The organism is Streptomyces sp. enrichment culture, assembly GCF_964273145.1.
In the GTDB taxonomy this organism is placed as follows: domain Bacteria; phylum Actinomycetota; class Actinomycetes; order Streptomycetales; family Streptomycetaceae; genus Streptomyces.
In genome coordinates this window covers 147,462-166,716 of the sequence record NZ_OZ186873.1, presented here as the reverse complement: position 1 = coordinate 166,716, position 19,255 = coordinate 147,462, and the positions used below count along the sequence as shown (strand labels likewise).

Below are 19,255 nucleotides of genomic sequence, written 5' to 3'. Positions count from 1 at the left end.
AGCAGGTGGTGATGTGACAATATCAGTGCATGCTGACTTCAGTCGATCCTGACGTGATCCGGGTGCTGGGCGATCCGCTCCGCCTGCGGATCGTGACCCTGCTGGCGCGCGAGACGCTCTGCACCACGCACCTGGTCGAGGAGACCGGAGCCAAGCAGACCAACCTGTCCAACCACCTGAAGGTGCTGCGCGAGGCCGGGATCGTGGAGACCGAGCCGTGCGGCCGCTTCACCTACTACAGGCTCAAGCCCGAGGTCCTGGCCGACCTGTCCGAGCAGTTCGCCGGGCTCGCCGCCTCGGCCCGTACCGCCGCCGGGAACAGGAGGGCCTGCCCGTGACCTCCACCGAGCCCACCCTCACCGCCCCCGGCCCGGCCGGCGGCGACGACGACTCGATCGTCAGGAGGCTCTCCACCCTCGACCGCTACCTCGCGGTGTGGATCCTGCTGGCCATGGCCGTCGGTCTCGGCCTGGGCCGCTTGGTTCCGGGCATGAACGACGCGCTCGCGAAGATCGAGATCGGCGGGATCTCCCTGCCGATCGCGCTCGGCCTGCTGGTCATGATGTACCCGGTCCTGGCCAAGGTGCGCTACGACCGGCTCGACCGCGTGACCGGCGACCGCAAGCTGCTGATCTCCTCGCTGGTCATCAACTGGGCCGTCGGCCCCGCGGTGATGTTCGCCCTGGCGTGGATCCTCCTGCCGGACCTGCCCGAGTACCGCACCGGCCTGATCATCGTCGGCCTGGCCCGCTGCATCGCGATGGTCATCATCTGGAACGACCTCGCCTGCGGCGACCGTGAGGCCGCCGCCGTCCTGGTCGCGCTGAACTCGGTGTTCCAGGTCCTCGCGTTCGGTCTGCTGGGCTGGTTCTACCTCGACCTGCTGCCGCGCTGGATGAACCTCGGCGACGGCCAGGGCCTGGACGTGTCCGCGTGGCACATCGCGCTGAACGTCGTCATCTTCCTCGGCGTCCCGCTGCTGGCCGGCTTCCTCACCCGCCGCGTCGGCGAGCGGAAGCTGGGCCGCGAGGACTACGAGCGGAAGTTCCTGCCGAGGATCGGCCCGTGGGCCCTGTACGGGCTGCTGTTCACGATCGTCGTCCTCTTCGCCCTGCAGGGCGGGACCATCACCTCGCAGCCGCTGGACGTCGCCCGGATCGCGCTGCCGCTGCTGGCCTACTTCGCGGTCATGTTCTTCGGCGCCTTCCTCCTCGGCAAGGGCCTCGGCCTGGCCTACGACCGCACCACGACGCTGGCCTTCACCGCTGCGGGCAACAACTTCGAGCTGGCCATCGCGGTCGCCATCGCCACCTTCGGCGTCACCTCCGGCCAGGCCCTGTCCGGCGTCGTCGGCCCGCTCATCGAAGTCCCGGTGCTGATCGGCCTGGTCCACGTCGCGCTCGCCTGGCGCCGGAAGTTCGCCCCCGACGCGGTGACGACGGCCCCGTGACGCAGCACACGGACGTGGTGGTGATCGGCGGCGGCCAGGCCGGGCTCGCCGCCGGCTACCACCTGCGCCGCCAGGGCCTGGACTTCGTGATCCTGGACGCCGATCCGGCGCCGGGCGGGTCCTGGCGGCACATGTGGGACTCGCTGCGCCTGTTCTCCCCGGCGGAGCACTCCTCGCTGCCCGGACGGCCCATGCCCGCCCAGGCGGGCGAGACCTACCCGGACGCCGGGCACGTGGTGGGCTACCTCACCGACTACGAGAAGCGCTACGACCTGCCCGTTCGGCACGGCACCCGCGTGGACGCCGTACGCCGCGACGCAGGCCGGCTCCTGGTCGAGACGGAGAACGGCACCTGGCGGGCCCGGGCGGCCGTCAGCGCGACCGGCACATGGTCGCGGCCCTTCCTCCCCGCCGTGCCCGGCCGCGGCGTCTTCACCGGACGGCAGCTGCACACCGTGGACTACCGCCGCCCGGCCGACTTCGCCGGCCGGCGCGTCCTGGTGGTCGGCGGCGGGAACTCCGGCGCGCAGATCGCAGCCGACCTCGCCCTGGACGGCCACGTCGAGGTGGTCTGGGTGACCCGGCGCCCGCCCCGGTTCCTGGCCGACGACGTCGACGGCCGTGCCCTGTTCGACGTCGCCACCGCCCGCCGCCGTGCCCTCGAAGAAGGCCGCGGCGACACCGGCGGGGTCGCCTCGCTCGGCGACATCGTCGCCGTACCCCCGGTCCGCGCCGCCCGTGACGCCGGACTCCTGGTCGCCAGGCCGATGTTCTCCCGGCTCACCGCCGACGGCGTCCGATGGGCCGACGGCAGCCGGAGCGGCGCCGACGCGATCGTCTGGTGCACCGGTTTCCGGCCCGCTCTGGCCCATCTGGCCCCGCTGAACCTGCGCGGTGCGCGCGGACACATCCCCACCGACGGCACACGCGCCCTCGGCGAGCCGCGGATGCACCTGCTCGACTACGGCGACTGGACCGGACCTGCTTCGGCAACCCTCGTCGGTGTCGGCCGCCGGGCCGGTGACGCGGCCCGCGCGATCGCACACCTGCTGCGCGGCTAGGGCCTCTCGTTCGGATCATGCCGGGCTCGTGGGGCCTGGTGCCGTGCCTCGCCGCGTTGTCGTCGGTTGCCATGGCTCCGCCATGGCGCCCTCCTCCGCCTTGCGATGCACGGCACCGGGTCCCGCTCCCTGATCCGACCTGATCCAAACGAAAGACCCTAGGGCCGCCGCGGGCGGCAGCCGCCCGCGGGGGAGCGGTGTGCGGTGCGTTCCCCCGGTGTGCCGGCCGAAAGCCCCCTTACCGGGATGTACCCGGGCTTTCGGCCGGCGCGGCGGGAGGACGTGCCGGGCCCCGCGACGGGGCGAACGCGGCCCGCCGGCCGCCGCTCCGCAACGACCGTCGGGCCGGTGCCCGCCCGGGGCGGACACCGGCCCGACGGGGCTCTCGGCGTGTCAGTGGCTGCCGGCGAGTTCGCCGGTGAGCTTGCCGTGCAGGTCGGCGCTGTGGTTGTTCAGGCCGGTGATCTCGATGCTCTTGCCGCGCTGGGCGTACTTCGTCTCGATCGCGTCCAGGGCCGCGACGGAGGAGGCGTCCCAGATGTGGGCCTCGGACAGGTCGATGACGATCCTGTCGGGGTCGCCGGCGTAGTCGAACCGGCCGACGAGGTCGTTGGAGGAGGCGAAGAACAGCTCGCCGGTGACCCGGTAGACGACCGTGCTGCCGTCGGGGTCGATGACGGCGTCGACGCGGGCGAGACGGGCGACGCGCCTGGCGAAGATGACCATGGCGGTGACGGAGCCGACGACGACGCCGATGGCCAGGTTGTCGGTGGCGACCACGACGACCACGGTGATGGCCATGACGGCGATCTCACCGGCGGGCATCCGCTTGAGGGTCTTCGGGGCGACGGAGTGCCAGTCGAAGGTGCCGAAGGCGACCATGACCATGACGGCGACCAGGGCGGCCATGGGGATGTCGGAGACGACCGGGCCGAAGACGATGCACAGCACCATCAGGAACACGCCGGCCAGGAAGGTGGAGACGCGGGTGCGGGCGCCGGACACCTTCACGTTGATCATCGTCTGGCCGATCATGGCGCAGCCGCCCATGCCGCCGAAGAAGCCGGTGACGATGTTGGCGATGCCCTGGCCGATGGACTCGCGGGTCTTGGAGGAGTGGGTGTCGGTGATGTCGTCGACCAGCTTGGCCGTCATCAGCGACTCCATCAGGCCGACCAGCGCCATGGCGAGGGCGTAGGGGGCGATGGTGGTCAGGGTGTCCAGGGTGAACGGCACGTCGGGCAGGCCGGGCACCGGCAGGGAGGAGGGCAGGGCGCCCTTGTCGCCGACGGTGGGCACGGCGATGCCGGCGGCCACCGTGATGACGGTGAGGATGACGATGGAGACCAGCGGGGCCGGGACCACCTTGGTGACCTTGGGGAAGAACACCATCAGCGCCAGCCCGCCGATGATCAGCGGGTAGACCGCCCAGGGCACGTCGCGCATCTCCGGGACCTGCGCCATGAAGATCATGATGGCGAGGGCGTTGACGAAGCCGGTCATCACCGAGCGTGGTACGAACCGCATGAGCCTGGCCACGCCGACCGCGCCGAGGATCACCTGGAAGACGCCGGCCAGGATGACGGTGGCGATCAAGTGGCCCAGGCCGTGTTCACGGTTCACGGGGGCGATGACGAGGGCGACGGCACCGGTGGCGGCGGAGATCATCGCCCGGCGGCCACCGACGATGGAGATGGTGACGGCCATGGTGAACGAGGCGAACAGGCCGATCGCCGGGTCGACGCCGGCGATGATCGAGAAGGAGATCGCCTCGGGGATCAGGGCCAGGGCCACGACCAGGCCCGCGAGGACCTCGGTGCGCCAGACCTTCGGATCGTTCAGCCAGTCGGGCTTGAGACCGCGCAGCCGCGCGGCGGGGGTCACAGCAGCGGAGGACAAGGAGATGTGTACCTGTCGTGCTCGGGCACACCCCTCGTCGGCAGGGCGGGGTGTGCGGGAAGAACGTGCGGGGGCCGGGTCGGCACCCCGCGGGACGAACCCGAGGGGCGGGCCCGGAAGTCGAAGGGGGAGGACGTGAGGTGGGCGGCGCGCACGGGCGGCCGGACGGCTCACATCCGGGGGCGAAGCATCACGGCGGGCAGGCGGCGGCGATCGGCGTCATGGGCTCGCGCACGCTCTCTCCTGCGGAAATCGGGACTGTGCCGGGGGCAGCATCGGCCCCGGAACGGCAGCGGCGAGGCGGCCGAGCCGCCTTCACCACTTCCTACTCTACCCTAACGTTAGAGTAGAGGTCGGTGGGGCCGCGCAGGACGCGGTCCGCCACGACCGGAAGGGCCAGGACACAGGCGTGGACGACAGGCACATGCAGATCGGCGAAGTCGCCGCACGGACGGAGCTGTCCCTGCGCACCATCCGCCACTACGAGGAGACCGGCCTGGTCATCCCCTCCGCCCGTTCCCAGGGCGGCTTCCGCCTCTACACCGAGACCGATGTCGCCCGCCTGATGGTGATCCGCCGGATGAAACCGCTGGGCTTCACCCTGGACCAGATGCGCGACCTGCTCGACGCCACCGACCGTCTCGACGGCGACGGCGCCCTCGACGACGACGAGCGCGAGGCGCTGCTGGAGCGCGTGCGCGGGTACGAGCGGATCGCGACCCAGCAGGTGGACAAGTTGCGCGTGCAACTGGCCCGCGCCGAGGACTTCGCCGCCACCCTGCGCGCCCGCCTGCCCGAGAGCGAGCCGGTCTGCCCGTGACCGCGCCGGGCGGCGAGGACGCCTCCTGCGGGCGGGCGGTTCAGCCGATTGCGGGGTGACGGCGCCCGGTCCGCCTCCGGCCGCCGCTCCGCGGGCCCCTGCACCTGCGTACAGGCACCGGTCGGGCCGGCCGCGGCCTCACCATCGCCCGGTGACCGTCAGAAGGCGTACCGGACGCGCAGCCAGGGCGCGTGCGTGTCCACCAGGGTCCGCAGCGTCGCCAGTGCCTCCGCCTTGACCTGGTTGCGGTAGCGGACGTTGAGCGCCCCGTTCTCCGAGCGCTTGGCCTGCTGCAGCTCCGGGGTCCACAGGACCTCCTCGGTCCGCGGGTGCCAGCCGAGGTTGACCTCGTGCAGTTCCCGGTTGTGCGTCAGCATGATCACTTCGGCGGCGGCCTGCCGCTTCACCCGCTCGGGCAGCACGTCGTCGAGGTGGCGCAGCAGCTCCGCCCACGCGGCCCGCCAGCCGGGACGCAGCACCACGGGGGAGAGGTTGAAGTGCACCTCGTACCCGGCGTCGAGGAAGTCCGCGGCGGCGGCGATCCGCTCGGCCACGGGCGAGGTGCGCACGTCCAGCAGCCGGGAGTCGTCCGGCGGCATCACCGAGAAGCGGATCCTGGTCCGGCCGCGCGGGTCCAGGGCGAGCAGGTCGGGGTTGACGAACTTGGTCGCGAACGACGCCTTGGCCGTCGGCCACTGCCGGAAGGCGTGCACCAGGTCCGCCGTGTTGTCGCAGATCAGGGCGTCCACCGAGCAGTCGCCGTTCTCGCCGACGTCGTACACCCACGCCTCGGCGTCGCACTGGTTGGGCTCGGTCTTGGGGCCCTGGCGGGCGATGTGCCGCCCGAGGTGGGCGATGATCCGGTCGATGTTGGTGAAGACGGTGATCGGGTTGGCGTAGCCCTTGCGCCGCGGCACGTAGCAGTAGGCGCAGGCCATGGCGCAGCCGTTCGAGGCGCCCGGCGCGATCCAGTCCGCCGACCGGCCGTTGGGACGCGTGGTGAGCGTCTTGCGCTCACCCAGGACCAGCGTCTCGCCCTTGACGCGGACCCAGCGCTCCACGTTGCCCTCGTTGCCGTGCAGGCCGGGGATGCGCCAGTGGGAGTCCACGGTGACCAGCCGAGCCCCGGGGAACCGGGCGATGACCTGCCGACCGCGCGGGGAGGCGGCCGCCGCGGGCTCGGCGTGGATCTCCCGCACGGGCAGCAGGCGCCGGGCCGTGGCGGAGTCGCGGAAGGAGGGGCCCGCCGCGTCGCCGGCCGGTCCGGGCGAGAGCGCGTCGAGTTCGAAGAGGGTGCCGGAGCCGTCGTCCGGGAGGGGGGCCGGGTGGTGCATCGGGGCTCCGGGGCAGGTGGTGCGTGGGGTACGGGCGGGGGCCCGTCCCTCCACTGTACGGCGCCGCGCCGGTCCGCCCGGCCCCGTGTTCCGGTCCCGGTCGGGGGCATACGGGTGTCACGGCGCCGGACGGCGCCGTGACACCCCAGGAGGTCCCGTGCTCGCCATCGTCGCCGCCGTCCTGTTCCTCATCGCCTTCCTGATCAACGCCGCGGACATCTCCACCAACGACGTCCTCACCTCGACCAACTTCATGCTCGTCGGGCTCGCCCTGCTGGCCCTGCACGTGGCGGGCGTCGGCGGCGGCTGGGCCGCCCGGGGCCGCCGGCACTGACACCCCTCCGGCCCGGCCGACGGTGCCGCCCGTCAGCCGTCCGCGCGCCGTGCGGTGCCGGGCGGCCGGTACGTGGCGGTCGGCGTCGGCGGTTTGCCGGTCCCGGGCGCGGTCCGAGGTGCGTCGAAGGCGGACCGCCGGGATGCTGGTGGAAGTGCTTCCCACTGTTTTTCCACCGTTGGCTTCCACCAGCACGGGAACGGATACGGCTCATGGACAAAGCGCGTCTGGCCGCAGCGGCCACCGAGGGCACCGGCGGACACGGCGGCGAACGACCGCTCGCACCGGAGGAGGTCGGGCGGGTGCTCGACGCCGTCTTCGGCACCATGGAGCATTCCGGTGCGATCGCCCAGGCGCTGCGCGACGGCGAGACGGTGTCCCTGGGCAGTTTCGGCAGCTTCCACCTCGACGGCGGCACGGCCGTCTTCCGGCCGGGCGCCGCCCTCACCGAGTACCTGCGGGGCGGGGGGCGCTGACGGCCCCGTGCCGCACCAGGCCCGCACATCGCCGGTGCACGAGGCGACCCGCCCGCGCGGCCCCGCGGTCGACCACGACGCCGGCGCCGGCCCGCTCGCAGTGTCCCCGCAGTCGTTGGCCCGGGTGACGAAGGTCCGGCTGGAGCAGGCCCGCATCATCGTGGCCGTCGACGAGTCGGCCGGCCGCACGGCCGTCCGTTCCCCGCGGATCCCCGAGCCCGGCTCCGTGCCCGTGTCCGAGCCGGTCGGCACCGATCCCTCGCTTGCGGGTGCGCCCGCCGGTCCGCTCCGCACGCGGGGACCGCGTCGGACGGCTGCCACCGCGCTCCCGCCGCACACCAGGGGATGACCCCACCGCGTCGGCAGGCCCCGCTACCCAGGGAAATGGTGGAGCGACAGCCGTGATGCGTGCGTTCGGCCCCGCCGCGGGACCGCGGCCCCTGAGGCGGGCCGGACTCAGGACGCGGCGGCCTCGTCGGCACCGGCTGCTTCGTCCCGCGCCATGCCGAGAAAGCGCCGGATCGCTTCCACCGGCATGTCGAGCCCCTCGGATGCGGCCTGCTCGTCGCCGAACACCTGCACGGCCTCGGCGACGGCCACCGCCAGTTCCACCTCTGCCTTGCGGGCTTTCGCCTCGGCCTTGTCCACGGTGTCGGCTGCCGCCAACTGGCGGCGCTGCTTCTCCTGGAGCCTCTGTTTGCGGGAAAGTGTTTTGTCAGAGCCATGCACAGACATGACCAAGATCATAAACGGTTCGCGCGCGTGTCCGACACCACTCGTGTGCGGCATCCCGTGAGTTCCGCTGAGCTCCGTTGAGTCCTTGTCCCCGTGGCCAGGGTGTTCTGTCTCCTTGGGGTGCTCTTCGAGGTGGTGGCGTAATTTCAGGATTCTGGAAACGTTCCCACTTCGTCCGATCGATCCGTGATCGGGGTGGAGGTGAGGAGACCCGGGTTGGCGCCGGCAGCCGTACGCGACCTGCGTGAGTTCCGCGATCCGGTCCCGGCGGAGGAACTGGAGCAGTTCGAGAGCGACGTGCTCGCGCGGGCCTCGGCTGGCCTGGCGGACGGCACGATCCGCGGGGAGGTCGGGCACCTGGATCAGATGCGGGCCCGGTTCGGCCGGCCGCTGTGGGATATGGAGCCGGCCGACGCCGACGGATACTTCGGGAAGGTGCTCCGGGGTTCGCCGAGCGGTACCCGGTTGACCCGCGCGCAGGCGCCGACCACGTACTTCCTGTTCCTGGAGCTGCGGCACAGGGTCGGGATTCATCGGATGACCGGGCGGGTCGTCGAGTGCCCGATCGACGAGATGAACCGGCCGCAGGGGTCCAAGGACGCTGCCTTGCGGATCCCGCCGCCCGAGCCGGAGATCAAGACCCTGTTCACCGGCTGGGACGGCGAGCTGGCCACCTGCCGCAAGTTCGCCCCGACCGCACGGAACTACACCGCATCGAAACTGATGTCGCAGGTCGGACTCAGGGCCAGCGGGACATGCAAGCTCGACCTGGCCGACATCGAGTGGGAGCTGGGCCGCTTCGGCGAACCCCACGTGCGCCACGGCAAGGGCGCCCGCGGCTCGGGCCCGCGCGAGCGGATGGTGCCGCTGATCAACGGCGCCGACCGCACGCTGCGGTGGTTCGTCGAGGACGTCTGGGGCCAGTTCGACGACGACCACACCCGTCCCGGTGCCCCGCTGTTCCCCTCCGAGCGCAGGAACCCGGACGGCTCCTCGCGCCGCGTCGGCGACGACGCCTTGCGCAACGGTCCGGCAGCCCGCAAGCTTCAGGACTGGCATCCACCTGACCGGAGCCGGGCGCACGGTGGAGGGGCCGGGCGGGTGCGCCACTGTGCGTACATCGTCTGGATCCACTCCGCCGCCCCGCCCTTGGCGGTGACCTTCCCGCGCTCGTCCTGCAGGTAGCAGGTCCTCGGATGAGGACGGCGCCAGCCGGGGAAGGGAAGCGGCCGTACTCAGAGCACGGGGCCCTCGGCGGCCGCCAGCATGTTCTCGATGAGGTCGGCAGCGCGCCGGGTGCCGCCCTCGGCCCGGGCGGCGGCCTGCAACTGCTTGGACCGGTCGATGCGTTCCGGATCCGTGACCAGGTCATTCAGCGCCGCGCGAAGGGTCTCGGCGGTGGCGTCGGCGGTGTCCACACGGCGGGCGACGCCGAGTTCCACGAGCCGGTCGGCGTTCATGAACTGCTCGGCCCCCTGCGGCACGGCGATCATGGGAACGCCGGCGAGGAGTCCTTCGCCGCAGCCGCCCATGCCGGCGTGGGTGACGAAGGCATCGGCCTGTTCCAGGACTGCCCGCTGCGGGATCCAGGAGTGCACTTCGACGTTGGGCGGGACGGTGCCGAGTTCCTCGGGGTCGGTGTGCCTTCCGATCTGGAGTACGACGTGCCAGCCGGGCAGGTCGCCGAAGGCCGCGATGCACTGGCGGTAGAACGCGGGCTGGCGCGTGTACGCCGAGCCGAGCGAGATCAGCAGCACGTTGTCCGCGGTCGCCGGGCGGGTCCAGCCGTCCGTGTCCGCTCGGGTGTCGAAGCAGGGGCCGACGAAGGTCACTGTTTCGGTGTCGACTCGATCGGCGTGCGGCTGCATCGCCCTCGGGATCAGGGCGAGGGCCCGGGCGGGTGGGCCGGAGAACGTGTCCATGTCCGTGGTGGTCGCACCGCAGTCGGCGAGCCACCGTGCGAACCTGTCCCGGTACGCGTCGGCGCCCGGCAGCTTCCACAGATGGGCCGCGACTTCCTCCTGGTAGCCGTCCCAGCCGACGAACGTCGGGGACAGTTGCACGAGGGGACGGCCCTGCGCTTCGGCGAGGGCGCGCGCGGCGTAGGCGCCGATGTCGTAGAGGTACAGGTCGGCCGGATCGTCGTCGTAGGCGGCGCGCAGTTGCGGGAGCGCCTGGACGGCGTCGTCGAGGAAGAGGCTCGCCGCGGCGATGGGATCGGCGGGCCAGTCGTCGTCCGCGACGGGCAATGTGGAGGCGCAGGACACCAGCTCCGCGCCGGCGGACTCGATCCGGTCGGCCACGAACGGGTCGTTGGCGTAGGTGACCCGGTGCCCGCGGGCCACCAGCTCACGGATGAGCGCCAGGCTGGGCAGGACATGGCTGACGATGGGGACACCGACCATCGCGATATGGGCGCGGCGACGGGACATGGGCGATCACTCGTTTCCGGCGCGGGACGGGTGCGGGTGGTGTGGTGGGGACGCGGTGTCAGGCCTGGTCGATCTGCGCGGCGGCCTCCTCCAGGTCGGCGACGGTCCCCGACATGATCGTCCGTACATGCCTGGTGATGTGCCGCACGGGCCAGTCCCACCACGCCACGGCGAGGAGCCGGGCGATGTCCGCGGCGTCGTAGCGGGTGCGGATGAGCCGGGCGGGGTTGCCGCCGACGATGCCGTAGTCGGGGACGTCTCCGGTGACCACGGCGCCGGCGGCGATGATCGCGCCGTGGCCGATGCGCACACCGGGCATGACCGTGGCACCGTGCCCGAACCAGACGTCGTTGCCGACGACCGTGTCGCCCCGGCCGGGCAGGTCGGTGATCAGGTCGAAGTGCTCCGCCCAGGAGCCCCCCATGGTGGGGAACGGGAAGGTGGAAGGGCCGTCCATGCGATGGTTGGCGCCGTTCATGATGAACCGGGTGCCCGTCCCCAACGCGCAGTACTTGCCGATGACAAGCCGCTCGGGACCGTAGTGGTAAAGGACGTTGCGCGTCTCGAACGCGGTCGGTTCGTCCGGATCGTCGTAGTAGGAGAAGTCGCCGACCTCGATCAACGGCGACTTCACCAGCGGCTTGAGCAGCACCACGCGTGGGTGCTCGGGCATCGGGTGCAGAACGGTGGGGTCGGCGGGAACGGACGGCATCGCGGAGGCGGTTCCTCTCTGGCGGACCTAGTGCGACGACTGTCGCGTTAAGATGCTGGCACAGCCCTGCCGCCTTGCTCAACCGGATACTGATTGCCGATGACAGACCCACTGGACACGACGTCGGACCGCCGTCCGGGCGGTCGCACCGCCCGCATCCGCGCCCAGGTTCTCGATGCGGTGCGCGCCGAACTCGCTGAGGTCGGTCACGAAGGACTCACGGTGGAGGGTGTGGCGAAGCGGGCCGGAGTGCACCGCGCCACGGTCTACCGGCGTTGGCGTGATGTCGGCGGTCTGCTCGTCGACGTCATCGACGCCGCCGGTGAGATCGACTGGCAGCCGCCGGACACCGGCTCCCTGCGCGGCGATCTGACGGCCCTCAACGAAGAGATCCAGGAATCCCTGGTCGTACAGCCGTCGCTCGCCATCGCCTTGATGGCCGCCTCGTTCCACTCCGAACAGGCCGCGCGGGCCCAGACGAAGTTGTGGGCGGACCGGTATGCCCAGTGCGAGATCCTCGTCGAGCGCGCCGCGGAGCGCGGTGAACTCCCTTCACGGCACACGGACGCGCGGAGCCTGTTGATCGCCGCCACCGCGCCCCTCTACCACCAGCTGGTGCTCCTGCGCGCCGATCCGGACCCCCGACTCCCGGAACGGGCCGCGGAGGCGGCAGTCCTGGCGGCTGCCGCGGGTGCCTTCTCCGTCCGTCGGGAAGGGGGCGTGTGATCGGGGAGATGGGCAGCAAACAGCCGCGAGGTCAACTTCGAGGGCTCACCTACGGCGGCGGGCGGCCGGGTCGCGCTCCGCGACGTGCCGGGCGACCGCGTCCGTGCCGGGGCGGGCGTACCGCTCCGGGGAGCGGACGGAGGCGTGGCGGGAGCGGGCCAGTGGCACCGGGGTGGGAGTGCCGCCCTCGGTGTCGTGGGTGAGCGCACTGTGGCGGAGCCGGTGCATCGGAGAGGGCCTTGGTGCGGTCCGGCGGTGCCGGCCGCCGCTCGATGCCGATCGTCGGATCGCCTTCGATCCAGCCCTGGCGCTGCCGCCAGCCGATTGCCTTGCGCGCGAGGGACAGTTCCCGGTTGACGGTGTCGGCGTCCATCTCGTCCGTTCGCGCCGCCGCCAGCTCGGCCAGGACCTCCGGCAGCGCCGGGTCGTCGATCGCGGCGACGGGGAAGACGAGCGGCTTCGCGCCGCGGCGGGCGGGTCCGGTCGGCGCGGGTTCGCCGGCGAGCATCCACCCCATGTCGTGAGCGGGATCCGGTAGATCCGTGCGGCGGACTTCGCGATGCCCGCGCCGGTGAGGTACCGCTCGACCGCCGCGGTGTACGACGCGGGCAGGGCGGACAGGGGCACGACCCGGGCGTGCGGCACACGCAGCGCGCCCCCACTCCCGATTTCGGTCACTCGTTCGATCGCCATGCCTGTCCCGCCCCTCCGGCTCTGCCGCAGTAAATGCGTATGCCTCGTCCCTTCGGCTGGAAGCCCCCGCCGCAGGTCGCGATGATCACCGTAGGGGCCCTGCCGCAGTGGATCCGGCATTTACTGCGGCAGCGCCCTGACGAGACACCAGGCCACGAAAGTCCGATGAGCCGACCCCGAAACGGAACCGTCGCTGCCAACCGCTGCACCGTCGGCCTTCACGGCGAACACAGCCCCGAGTGTTACCCAGCGCTACGTGTCCGTTCGCCGTAGCCATACGAGAACAGGGCCTCGACCGCCCCCGCGGACGACCAGCAGGCAGCGGTCGGCCCGCGGCACGTCCCGGCCGGGGCGTACGGTGAGCCGGCCGGCTCGGCCACGCCCGCAGGCGTGGCCTCGTACGACGCCGGCCAGGGGACGGCGGCGGGGGGAGGAGTGCCCGAGCCGCCGAGGGGGAGGACGCCCCGGTACGCCGACACCTCGCGCATGCCGCGCGGCGGGACGGTCGCCGAGCCGTCCCGCCGCGCCCGGAGCCCGGTCCGGGTGAGAACGCGCAGCGCCGCGCGCTGCCGGTGACCTCCCGAAGGGGCACCCGGACGTCAAGGATTCGGGCAAGCCCCGCTACGTCGCCGAGCAGCCCTCCTCGCTCCCGCGTCACGTCGAGTGCCCGGTTGTCGGCCGCGGACCGGTAGGTTGCAGCGGGGTACGCGATTTCCTTCGAGGGAACAAGACATGAGCACATGGGAAGCGGTCGAGGTCCCGCGGTCCCTGGCGGTGTCGTACGCCAGGGGGTTCGGCGAGGAGGGGAGAGCCTGGATCGCCGGACTGCCGGCTCTCGCCGCGGAATTCCTGGACCGCTGGGAGCTGGGACGGGACGGCGCGGTCCGGGCGGGGGAAGCCTCGCTGGTGCTGCCGGTGCTGCGCAAGGACGGCACGCGCGCGGTCCTCAAACTGCAGATGCCCAGGAAGGAGACCACCGCCGCACTCATCGGGCTGCGCACCTGGAACGGCGAGGGGACGGTGCGGCTGCTCGACCACGACCCCGACAGCAGCACCATGCTCTTGGAGCGACTGGACGCCGCCCGCACGCTGGCCTCGATCGAGGACGACGACATCGCGATGGGCATCCTCGCCGGGATCCAGGCCCGGCTGGTCCGTGTCCCTGCGCCGCGGGGCCTGCGCAGCCTCGGCGACATCGCCGCCGAGATGCTGGAGAAGGTCCCCGAGGCGGTCGCGGCTCTGGCGGACCCGGCGGACCGGCGACTCCTGCGCTGCTGGGCGTCGGCGGTGGCCGAGCTGGTCGGCGAGCCCGGGGACCGGATCCTGCACTGGGATCTGCACTACGGCAACGTTCTCGCCGCGCAGCGTGAGCCTTGGCTCGCCATCGATCCCGAGCCGCTCGCCGGGGACCCCGGCTTCGACCTCTGGCCCGCCCTGGACAGCAGGTGGGACGACGTCGTCGCGAAGGGCGACACATCGCGCGTGGTGCGGCGCCGCTTCGACCTGCTCACCGAGGTCCTCGGCCTGGACCGCGCACGCGCGACCGGCTGGACCCTCGGGCGGCTGCTGCAGAACGCCCTGTGGGACATCGACGACGGCGAGACCGCTCTCGCGCCGTCCTCCGTCGCGATCACGCAGTCGCTGCTCAACCGGTGATCCCGCCCCCTCGACCGATGAGGATCCGCGGTCGGGTGTTCATCCTGCAGCACAGCCGGATCGGCGCATCCGCCGGACACGACCGGCAGACCTCGGCGAAATCGCGGCACGAGCTCTCGGGCCGTGTCCCACGCGGGACGGGAACAGGAGGGAGATGGCGCGGCCGACACCGCGCGGAACATGAAATGTCGGCCGGGCCGGCAAGTATCCGCCTGACGGGGGTTCCGGACGATGCGGGGAAGCCGACAAACCGGGCGGTGACCGCCGCCTGTTCCGCAGGGGGGTGGAGGCGCGCCCCTGGCACGGTTGCGCCTTCCCGGCTGGGGCGGGCGGCGAGTTCGAGAACGACGGCTCGGACGGGGCGGTTACCGGCGTGGTGCTGCGGCGCAGTCTTCGCAGGAGCCACCGGCATGTGAGGGTGGCCGCGGGGCGTTCGCCGCGGGTGCGGACCTCGGCGGGGCCCCGGCTCACGCGGAGCACCGCAGCGCGCGGACGTGTTCCCGCATCCGGTCACGGAGATCCGAGGCGCTCTCCCCGGGCGCCGCCCCGATCGGCCGGCCGAACCGCACCGAGACGGGCGGCGCGCCGCGGACCGGCAGACGCGTGCCGCACGGCATCACGGTGTGGGTGCCCGTCAGCGCGACGGGCACCGCCGGCGCACCGGTCCGCAGGCACAGCCGGGCCACGCCGGTACCGAACGCGCCGAGCCGGCCGTCCCGGGAACGGGTGCCCTCCGGGAACAGCAGCACGTGCCAGCCCTCCTCGAGGAGGCGCCGGGCCGTACCCCGCACCACGCGGTCCCGGCCCTCCCGTCCGGTACGGCCCGAAGTGCCCCGCCGCACGGGGAAGGCGTTGAAGAGGAGGGCCGTGGCCGCGCCGGTGAGCGGGGAGCGGAAGAAGTAGTCGGCGGCGGCTCCCACCGCCAGCCGGGACGCGATGCGCGGCGGCAGCACCGCGAAGATCAGCGGCGTGTCGAGGTGGCTGGCGTGGTTGGCCACGAACACCACCGGGGCGGTCAGCCCGGCGAGGTGCTCCGCGCCCTCGACGGCCGGCCGGGCGCGGGCGCACACATACGGTCCGAGAAGGGCCCGGTGCACGGTGGTCCGCACCGCTCGCGCCGGTGCCGAGCGGGCCCAGGCGGAGGGCAGCGGAAGGACCCGCTCGTCGTCGGGCGCGGTCACCGGACGTCCGCCATGGTGATGGGCGGGGTGTGCAGGCAGGTGATGCTCGGGCTGGTGCCGACGGTGTGCGAGGCCATCTCCAGGGCGTCGGAGAGAGTCGCCGCCGCCCGGAATCCCATCCTGGCCGCGACCTTGGGGTCGGCACCGACGAAGACGACGTCACCGAGGTGCTGCATCGCGTGGGCCCCCCAGTACCACATGTAGAACGGATGGACGCCGTGGAAGGCGTGGCCGGTCCGGTAGAGGTGGATGTACCAGGGGTCTTCGGCGAACCTCTTCTCGAACACCGCTTCCATCCGCGCGGGGTCGGTGGTCTGCGTGAGCACCTCCTCGTAGAAGTCGATGTAACTGGGGTGGTGCACCGGGTGGAAGTCGGGCGTCAGCGGGTGGATGAAGATGCCGACGCCGCCCCGCCGCACGATCGGCTTGTTGAGGTAGAAGTTGAAGAGGTAGCCCAGGGCCATGCACATCGCCAGGACCGGATTCATGATCGAGTTCACGTTGTAGGGGCCGACGTAGGGCACCCCGAACACCCCGATGTCGGCCTGCCCCTGGACGGTGGTGACCTGCTGGCGGTGCACGTTCGCCAGCGTGATCGGATGGACCGCGCTCGGGGTGCCCGCCGTGACCCCCGTGACGCCGTAGGGCGCCTTGACGGAGTTCAGCAGGCGGCGGCGCAGCCTCGGCGGCAGGGCGCGGTTGCCGTGCCGGACGCCGAGGAAGCCGATCCGGTCGGCGAGGCCCCACTCCCATTCGTGAGTGGTGAGGAAGCCCATGGAGGGCGGGAAGGAGTCGCCGTTGACCGTGGTCTCGACCGTGAAGATCTTCAGCCGGCCGCCGATCACGTCCAGCATGCGGTGGAAGGAGTGGTGCAGGGCGGAGTTGGGCGGGTCGTTGAAGGAGCGCGAGTGCCGCAGGGTGTGCGTGTTGTGGTGGTGGCGCAGGCTGCGGTAGCTCGCCAGGCCGACGGAGACGGACTTGGGACCGCCGTTCAGGGCGATCAGGTTGACGTTGACGTAGACGAGGAGGTCGCTCTCGGCCGCCCTGCGGTTGATCTCGACGTCCTCGCCGGCGCCGGTCATGCCCAGGTGGAGCAGGTTGTCCCGGTCCTCCGCGTCATGGTTGCGCAGGCGGTGGGGGAAGTGGGCGCGGAAGACGCGGGCGCCCACGACGTGCCGCAGTTCCGCGGCGGTCATCCGGCGGTGCAGGGCGTTGGCCGCGATGAGTTCGACGTCCTCCACCCCTCGCCGGGCCGCGATCTCCAGGACGTGCTCGATGATCCGTCCGCGCACGTCGGGGCGGCGCATCGACGGCAGGGGCAGGGACACGTCGTCGAAGACCACGGTCAACCGCATGCCCGGCCTCAGGAGTTCGGGCAGCGGCTCGATGCCGTGTGGGTGCAGCAGCGCCTTGCGGATGGCCGTGTCGAGGTCGCGGATGCCGGGCAGCGAGGCCGGCGGGTAGATCACCCTGCTGCCCACGGGCAGGCGCTCGGCGCGGATCCCCTCCCCCTCGAACAGCACCAGCGGCGGAGTGCGTTCGTCGACGTCGAGTACGAACCCTGGTGCGCTCATGCCGTCTCCTCCTGCGTGCCCGGGAACCGGTGGCGTGCCGCCCGCACCCCTCGCCCGCCCGCTCCGCCGGCCGCCGCGGCCAGCGCCTCCCACCGGGTGGCGGTGTGGGCGCCCCAGCGCAGTACGGGCCACCGCCTTCGCACGGCGTGCCGGAGCAGGCGCGCGTCGGGGTCGACGGCGTGCGGGTGGCCGACCGCGTCCAGGAGCGGCCGGTCCGAGTAGCTGTCCGCGTAGGCGTAGGCCCGGGCCGGGTCCAGACCGTGCTCGGCCGTGTAGCGCCGCAGCCATGCGGCTCGCGCCTCGCCGACGGGCGGCCGGGTGGCCACCCTGCCGGTCAGGACGCCGTCGCGGGTCCGCATACGGCACGCCTCGACGTCGTCGAACAGGGGGCGCAGCGGCTCGACGAGCAGTTCGAGGCCGCCGGTGACGAGCACGGTGCGGTGCCCCGCCGCCCGGTGCGCGCGGATGCGCCGGACCGCCTCGTGCTTGACCCGGTGCAGCAGGGCGTCGCCGACGGCCCCGCGCACCAGGTGCCGCAGTGCGGCCTCGTCCGTGCCCGCGTAACGGCGCAGGAAGGCGCGGACGAAACGGTCCCGGTCGGCCCGCTCGGCGAGCAGATGGCGCGGTGCGTCGAGCATCAGGTCCACGAACTCGGCCGGCCAGGCACGGCGCGGCAGACCGGCGAGCCGCGTCCACACGTAGGACTCGACCAGGTCGGAGGCGACGATGGTGCCGTCCAGGTCGAAGACGGCCACGGCCTGCTCGTCCGCCGCCGGCGGGCGGGGCGCCGCGGTGAGCGCGGCAGCCCGGGTGACCGGCGTGCGCAGCCGCTCGGCCGCGTCCGCGGCCTCCCGGGCCGCCAGGTGGCGCCGCCAGTCGATCGCGCCCGGATCGAAGTGGTACGTCCGCGGGCGGGGCAGCGCGTTCCCCAGTGCCACCAGCTCGGTGTCGTCGTAGCGGACCTCGGCCGGGTCGTACACGCCCGGAGGTGCGCCCCGGTGCCGCGGCGGGCGCCGGCGGGGCGCGGGCAGGGGGGTGCGCAGCACGGACCGCAGTTCCCCCAGGGTCAGCGGACGGGCCGTTCCCGTACCGAGGTGGAAGTAGTGGGGTGAGCCCGGGTCGGGGCGCGCGGCGGCCGCGGCCAGGACGGCGTCGGCGACCAGATCGGCGGGCACGGTGTCGAACACCGTCGTGGCCGAGCCGGCCGCAGGGCCGAGCAGGGTGAGGGCCACGGCCGGCGGGACGGCCCTCGTCCTGCCCTCGCACCAGCCCGGGTAGGGCCGGTGCAGGGCGTGGCCCACCGGTGCCGCGCGCAGCACGGTCAGCGGGTACGGCCGCCCCAGCTCCTCGACGACGCGCTCGGCCAGCACGGCGGCGAGCTCCTGGGGGCCGGGACGGCCGAGGGCACGCGCCCGGGCCCGGCCCCGCTCCACCAGCCGCCGCTCCACCCACGCCCCGCGCGCGGCCTCCGCCTCCCGGGCCACGATCAGGGGACCCGCGCCCCGGTGGGCGCGCGCGGCGGCACGCCGGATCCGGCGCAGTCTGTCCGGGGTCCTCGACAGACGCTCGGTGTCGCTCCTGAGGGCGCGTGCCAGGGCGAGTTCCCGGCGCCAGTCCAGGTCGTGCCCCAGCCGGGCCTCGTGGACGACTCCGCGCTCGGTGCCGGAGAAACCGGCCTGGGACACGTACACCAGGTGGGGCCGGCGGTGCCGGTGGGCCCACCGCCCGCACAGGGCGACGAGCGGTGCGATCTGCTCGTCGTACACGGCGTCGAGCGGCCGGTCCGGCCCCCCGGTGGGGGCGCAGTGCACGACGATGTCGACCCCGTCGGGCGGCGGGACCTCTTCCGACGGCTCCGCGAGCACGCTCACCCGGCGACGTGCCTCGGCCATCGCCGGTCCGGCCCCGACCTCTTCCCGCCATGGCCCGAACACCTTCCGGCTCAGCAGCTGGGCGAGTCCGTCCTCCCGCGCGGCGGGCTCGTCCGGCGGCGACACGACACTGACGTCCGTCCGCGGATGGGCTGTCACGAGGCGGTGCAGCACCGCCAGTTCGGTGCGCTCGGCGGATCCGGTCAGCAGGACGTGCGTGCCCGCGAGGTCTTGGACGCGGTAGGTACGGGGCATGGGGTGCGGCTTCCTCGAAGGTGGCGGGGGGATGTGGTCGCTCGGC

18 protein-coding genes are annotated in these 19,255 nt (G+C 72.7%); 9 read left to right on the top strand and 9 right to left on the bottom strand.

All coding sequences use genetic code 11. The features are described from left to right. Nucleotides 1-29: 29 nt before the first annotated feature. From ACSU6Z_RS00785 to ACSU6Z_RS00775, 3 genes are read left to right on the top strand one after another with little or no spacing between them, the layout of a single operon-like run. The gene (locus tag ACSU6Z_RS00785; protein ID WP_437041837.1) at nt 30-338 is read left to right on the top strand and encodes an ArsR/SmtB family transcription factor; all 309 of its coding nucleotides are present in this window, start codon (nt 30-32) and stop codon (nt 336-338) included. Continuing rightward, entirely contained in the window at nt 335-1,450 is a 1,116-nt protein-coding gene (gene arsB / locus ACSU6Z_RS00780) for an ACR3 family arsenite efflux transporter (protein ID WP_437041835.1), read from the top strand. The genes ACSU6Z_RS00785 and arsB overlap by 4 nt, the downstream gene beginning before the upstream one ends. Further along, nucleotides 1,447-2,511, top strand: coding sequence for an ArsO family NAD(P)H-dependent flavin-containing monooxygenase (locus ACSU6Z_RS00775; protein ID WP_437041833.1), 1,065 nt, complete (start codon nt 1,447-1,449; stop codon nt 2,509-2,511). The genes arsB and ACSU6Z_RS00775 overlap by 4 nt, the downstream gene beginning before the upstream one ends. Before the next feature lie 393 nt (nt 2,512-2,904). Here the strand turns inward: ACSU6Z_RS00775 and ACSU6Z_RS00770 are convergent, their stop codons facing one another. Beyond that, nucleotides 2,905-4,395: a SulP family inorganic anion transporter gene (locus ACSU6Z_RS00770; RefSeq protein ID WP_437041831.1), complete on the bottom strand. Its 1,491-nt coding sequence runs from the start codon at nt 4,393-4,395 to the stop codon at nt 2,905-2,907. Nucleotides 4,396-4,819: 424 nt separating this feature from the next. Here ACSU6Z_RS00770 and ACSU6Z_RS00765 point away from each other — a divergent pair, with 424 nt between their 5' ends. Continuing rightward, nucleotides 4,820-5,230, top strand: coding sequence for a MerR family transcriptional regulator (locus ACSU6Z_RS00765; protein ID WP_437041829.1), 411 nt, complete (start codon nt 4,820-4,822; stop codon nt 5,228-5,230). A 158-nt stretch (nt 5,231-5,388) separates the two neighbouring features. Here the strand turns inward: ACSU6Z_RS00765 and ACSU6Z_RS00760 are convergent, their stop codons facing one another. Continuing rightward, a complete protein-coding gene (locus ACSU6Z_RS00760; RefSeq protein ID WP_437041828.1) occupies nt 5,389-6,564 on the bottom strand; it encodes a spore photoproduct lyase family protein in 1,176 nt (391 codons plus the stop codon). Nucleotides 6,565-6,721: 157 nt separating this feature from the next. On the opposite strand from ACSU6Z_RS00760, the gene ACSU6Z_RS00755 reads away from it, so the two are divergent. Together ACSU6Z_RS00755 and ACSU6Z_RS00750 are read left to right on the top strand one after the other, a co-directional pair. After that, nucleotides 6,722-6,898, top strand: coding sequence for a hypothetical protein (locus ACSU6Z_RS00755; RefSeq protein WP_437041826.1), 177 nt, complete (start codon nt 6,722-6,724; stop codon nt 6,896-6,898). Nucleotides 6,899-7,110: 212 nt separating this feature from the next. Next, nucleotides 7,111-7,374, top strand: a complete 264-nt coding sequence (locus ACSU6Z_RS00750; protein WP_437041824.1) for an HU family DNA-binding protein — start codon at nt 7,111-7,113, stop codon at nt 7,372-7,374. 456 nt (nt 7,375-7,830) lie between these two features. Here the strand turns inward: ACSU6Z_RS00750 and ACSU6Z_RS00745 are convergent, their stop codons facing one another. Next, nucleotides 7,831-8,109 (bottom strand): hypothetical protein, encoded by a 279-nt coding sequence (locus tag ACSU6Z_RS00745; RefSeq protein WP_437041823.1) that lies wholly within the window; start codon nt 8,107-8,109, stop codon nt 7,831-7,833. Nucleotides 8,110-8,325: 216 nt separating this feature from the next. On the opposite strand from ACSU6Z_RS00745, the gene ACSU6Z_RS00740 reads away from it, so the two are divergent. Then, nucleotides 8,326-9,294 (top strand): site-specific integrase, encoded by a 969-nt coding sequence (locus ACSU6Z_RS00740; protein WP_437041821.1) that lies wholly within the window; start codon nt 8,326-8,328, stop codon nt 9,292-9,294. A gap of 50 nt (nt 9,295-9,344) precedes the next feature. On the opposite strand, the gene ACSU6Z_RS00735 is transcribed toward ACSU6Z_RS00740, so the two are convergent. Together ACSU6Z_RS00735 and ACSU6Z_RS00730 are read right to left on the bottom strand one after the other, a co-directional pair. Further along, entirely contained in the window at nt 9,345-10,541 is a 1,197-nt protein-coding gene (locus tag ACSU6Z_RS00735; RefSeq protein WP_437041819.1) for a macrolide family glycosyltransferase, read from the bottom strand. Nucleotides 10,542-10,599: 58 nt separating this feature from the next. Further along, entirely contained in the window at nt 10,600-11,253 is a 654-nt protein-coding gene (locus ACSU6Z_RS00730; protein ID WP_437041817.1) for a CatB-related O-acetyltransferase, read from the bottom strand. Between the two features lie 99 nt (nt 11,254-11,352). Here ACSU6Z_RS00730 and ACSU6Z_RS00725 point away from each other — a divergent pair, with 99 nt between their 5' ends. After that, a complete protein-coding gene (locus ACSU6Z_RS00725) occupies nt 11,353-11,979 on the top strand; it encodes a TetR/AcrR family transcriptional regulator (protein WP_437041815.1) in 627 nt (208 codons plus the stop codon). 45 nt (nt 11,980-12,024) lie between these two features. Here the strand turns inward: ACSU6Z_RS00725 and ACSU6Z_RS00720 are convergent, their stop codons facing one another. Beyond that, a complete protein-coding gene (locus tag ACSU6Z_RS00720; RefSeq protein WP_437041813.1) occupies nt 12,025-12,207 on the bottom strand; it encodes a PmrA in 183 nt (60 codons plus the stop codon). A 1,197-nt stretch (nt 12,208-13,404) separates the two neighbouring features. Between ACSU6Z_RS00720 and ACSU6Z_RS00715 the strand changes: the two genes are divergently transcribed. Next, nucleotides 13,405-14,328, top strand: coding sequence for an aminoglycoside phosphotransferase family protein (locus ACSU6Z_RS00715; RefSeq protein ID WP_437041811.1), 924 nt, complete (start codon nt 13,405-13,407; stop codon nt 14,326-14,328). A gap of 467 nt (nt 14,329-14,795) precedes the next feature. Here the strand turns inward: ACSU6Z_RS00715 and ACSU6Z_RS00710 are convergent, their stop codons facing one another. Genes ACSU6Z_RS00710 through ACSU6Z_RS00700 form a run of 3 tightly spaced genes read right to left on the bottom strand, consistent with a single transcriptional unit; the run spans nt 14,796 to nt 19,209 of the window. Continuing rightward, nucleotides 14,796-15,509, bottom strand: coding sequence for a lysophospholipid acyltransferase family protein (locus tag ACSU6Z_RS00710; RefSeq protein WP_437041809.1), 714 nt, complete (start codon nt 15,507-15,509; stop codon nt 14,796-14,798). Then, nucleotides 15,506-17,083 (bottom strand): lactate racemase domain-containing protein, encoded by a 1,578-nt coding sequence (locus ACSU6Z_RS00705; protein WP_437041807.1) that lies wholly within the window; start codon nt 17,081-17,083, stop codon nt 15,506-15,508. The genes ACSU6Z_RS00710 and ACSU6Z_RS00705 overlap by 4 nt, the downstream gene beginning before the upstream one ends. Further along, on the bottom strand, nt 17,080-19,209 hold the full coding sequence (locus tag ACSU6Z_RS00700; protein WP_437041805.1) for an HAD family hydrolase: 2,130 nt from the start codon (nt 19,207-19,209) through the stop codon (nt 17,080-17,082). The genes ACSU6Z_RS00705 and ACSU6Z_RS00700 overlap by 4 nt, the downstream gene beginning before the upstream one ends. Nucleotides 19,210-19,255 lie beyond the last annotated feature (46 nt).

Coding starts and splice junctions, on each gene's coding strand:
- ACSU6Z_RS00735 (WP_437041819.1), bottom strand. CDS start 10,541: ATGTCCCGTCGCCGCGCCCATATCGCGATGGTCGGTGTCCCCATCGTC.
- ACSU6Z_RS00715 (WP_437041811.1), top strand. CDS start 13,405: ATGAGCACATGGGAAGCGGTCGAGGTCCCGCGGTCCCTGGCGGTGTCG.
- ACSU6Z_RS00785 (WP_437041837.1), top strand. CDS start 30: ATGCTGACTTCAGTCGATCCTGACGTGATCCGGGTGCTGGGCGATCCG.
- ACSU6Z_RS00725 (WP_437041815.1), top strand. CDS start 11,353: ATGACAGACCCACTGGACACGACGTCGGACCGCCGTCCGGGCGGTCGC.
- ACSU6Z_RS00705 (WP_437041807.1), bottom strand. CDS start 17,083: ATGAGCGCACCAGGGTTCGTACTCGACGTCGACGAACGCACTCCGCCG.
- ACSU6Z_RS00750 (WP_437041824.1), top strand. CDS start 7,111: ATGGACAAAGCGCGTCTGGCCGCAGCGGCCACCGAGGGCACCGGCGGA.
- ACSU6Z_RS00760 (WP_437041828.1), bottom strand. CDS start 6,564: ATGCACCACCCGGCCCCCCTCCCGGACGACGGCTCCGGCACCCTCTTC.
- ACSU6Z_RS00730 (WP_437041817.1), bottom strand. CDS start 11,253: ATGCCGTCCGTTCCCGCCGACCCCACCGTTCTGCACCCGATGCCCGAG.
- ACSU6Z_RS00700 (WP_437041805.1), bottom strand. CDS start 19,209: ATGCCCCGTACCTACCGCGTCCAAGACCTCGCGGGCACGCACGTCCTG.
- ACSU6Z_RS00745 (WP_437041823.1), bottom strand. CDS start 8,109: ATGTCTGTGCATGGCTCTGACAAAACACTTTCCCGCAAACAGAGGCTC.
- ACSU6Z_RS00720 (WP_437041813.1), bottom strand. CDS start 12,207: ATGCACCGGCTCCGCCACAGTGCGCTCACCCACGACACCGAGGGCGGC.